Origin of the sequence: Nocardioides sp. CPCC 206348, assembly GCF_048654705.1 — a bacterium.
Classification (GTDB): domain Bacteria; phylum Actinomycetota; class Actinomycetes; order Propionibacteriales; family Nocardioidaceae; genus Nocardioides.
The window spans coordinates 8,395-10,636 of record NZ_JBMCZA010000057.1; the positions used below are offsets into that span (position 1 = coordinate 8,395).

Sequence of the window (2,242 nt, forward strand, 5' to 3'; positions counted from 1 at the left end):
GCGAGCCGGAGCTTGTGGGCGCCGTGAACGGAACCCGCAGAAGCGTTCCGACGCGGTCAGCCCCCGGCCGTCGCCTTCGAGAAGACTGAGGCACTGAAATGTCAACGTTGTCCGTCATCAGCCGAGGCGCCCGCCCGATTGGCGACTTCATTGGATTCACGCTGGACACGTTCGTGGCGATGTTCACCACCCGACTGCAGTGGCGGGAGTTCGTCCAGCAGTGCTGGTTCGTGACGAGCGTGTCCTTGGGACCAGCAATCCTGCTGGCAATTCCCTTCGTGGCATTGGTGACGTACCAGTTCAACAACGTGCTGGTCGAGATCGGTGCCATCGATCTCAGCGGGTCTGGTGCAGCTTTCGGCACGGTCACGCAGATCGGACCGGTCGCCACCACCTTCGTCATCGCAGGGGCCAGTTCGACCGCAATCTGCGCCGACATCGGTGCCCGAAAGATTCGGGAAGAACTCGACGCCATGGAGGTCTTGGGCATCGACCCCATTCAACGACTGGTGGTACCTCGCGTTCTGGCGACCGCCGTCAATGCGTTCTTCCTGAACAGCGTGATGATCCTCATCGGGCTGAGCGGCGGCTATATCTTCGCGGTCTTCCTGCAGGACGCAAGCCCGGGACAGTTCGTCGACTCGATGACGCTGTTGGTCGGATTCCCCGACCTGGTGCACGGAGAGTTGCGCGCTGTCGTCTTCGGAGTCATTGGGTCCCTCATCGGGTGCTACCGCGGAATGACCTGCGGCGGTGGCTCCCAAGGCGTCGGCAATGCCGTGAACGAGACGGTCGTCTTCACCTTCATGGCCCTGTTCCCGGTGAACATCCTTCTCACCCAAATTCCCTACTCGCTCGGGTTGCTCTAGGAGACGCGATGACAATCCATACAGATACACGGCCGTCCATGCGCCGGCGGATACGGAAGTTCTTCAAGGGACCCATGGGCGTCTTCGACGCCTTGGGCCAGCAGGCCTGGTTCTACGGTGAAGCACTCGCCTGGACCCCCCGGGCAGTGCGTCACTACCCCAAGGAACAGACCCGTCTGGTCGCCGAGGTCGGAATGAGCAACGGCACGCTCGCCGTTGTCGGTGGATCGGCCATCATCACGCTCTTCATCACGTTCTTCGCAGGCATCACCGGTGGCGTGCAGACCTACCGCGCGCTCGCAGACTTGAACCTCGAGGCTCTTGGCGGATTCACCTCGGCGATCATCAATCCCCGTCTTCTCACTCCGATCATCTCCGGAGCAGCCCTGGCGGCCACGGTCGGCACAGGATTCACAGCACAGCTGGGGGCGATGCGAATCTCGGAGGAGATCGACGCGCTAGAGGTCATGGGCATCCGCTCGATGCCCTACCTCGTTTCCACCCGAGTCGTGGCCGGGATGCTCTGTGTCGGTCCGATCTTCGCGATGTCGTTGGTCGGCGCGTGGGTCGGCTGGAAAACCACCCAAGTCTGGTTCTTCGGGCTATCAGAGGGAACCTTCGATCACTACATGTTCACGTTCATGCAACCAATCGACATCCTGTTCTCATTCATTCAGGCCATCATCGTGGCGGTTGTCGTGATCCTCATTCACACCTACTACGGATACACGGCTTCGGGCGGCCCGGCTGGTGTGGGCGAGGCCGTCGGCAAGGCCGTGAGGACATCGCTCGTCGCCGTGCTCACCGTCCAACTCTGTGTCGCCATGGCCCTTTACGGCGGCGTCAACACGTTCCGGATCTCGGGGTGAAAAGCATGAATCACACACCTGACACCGACGAAGTGACGGAGCCGTTCTTCCTCAGCGAGACGTTCCGGTTCAGGATGGCTGCCATTGCCCTCCTGAGCCTGATGGCAGGAGTCGCGGGTCTGACGGTTGCCATGTACAAGCAGTCCTTCACCGAAACGGCGCTCATCACGGTCCGCAGCGACCGCGCCGGACTCCAGATGCGTTCAGGGACCATCGTCAAACTGCGCGGCGTAGACGTCGGACGTACCGGCAAGACCACCCTCAACCCCGATGGCACTGTCGACATCGTGCTGAAGCTCAAGCCGGAGATGCTTGACGAGATTCCCGCCGACGTTGACGCCAGCCTGGAGCAACTCACAGCGTTTGGAAACAAGCACGTTGCGTTGACGGCCCGTGGTCACGAAACCGGTACGCACATCAAGGCCGGGGACGTCATTGAAGCCAGTCACATCAGCGTCGAAGCCAACCAGTTGCTGGAGGACTTCGCCTCTGTGCTCACCCGTT

Annotated in this window: 3 protein-coding genes; all 3 read left to right on the top strand. The window is 61.2% G+C overall.

The genetic code is table 11. The features are described from left to right. The first annotated feature begins 98 nt into the window (after nucleotides 1–98). On the top strand, nucleotides 99–869 hold the full coding sequence (locus ACOADB_RS01955) for an MlaE family ABC transporter permease (RefSeq protein WP_378596228.1): 771 nt from the start codon (nucleotides 99–101) through the stop codon (nucleotides 867–869). Between the two features lie 8 nt (nucleotides 870–877). After that, nucleotides 878–1,738: an ABC transporter permease gene (locus ACOADB_RS01960; RefSeq protein WP_378596229.1), complete on the top strand. Its 861-nt coding sequence runs from the start codon at nucleotides 878–880 to the stop codon at nucleotides 1,736–1,738. A 5-nt stretch (nucleotides 1,739–1,743) separates the two neighbouring features. Further along, the coding region (locus ACOADB_RS01965) for an MlaD family protein (protein WP_378596230.1) at nucleotides 1,744–2,242 on the top strand (499 nt) is incomplete at its 3' end.

What these genes read in the sequence shown, in the direction of transcription:
- ACOADB_RS01955 (WP_378596228.1), top strand. Translation starts at nt 99, where the DNA reads ATGTCAACGTTGTCCGTCATCAGCCGAGGCGCCCGCCCGATTGGCGAC.
- ACOADB_RS01960 (WP_378596229.1), top strand. Translation starts at nt 878, where the DNA reads ATGACAATCCATACAGATACACGGCCGTCCATGCGCCGGCGGATACGG.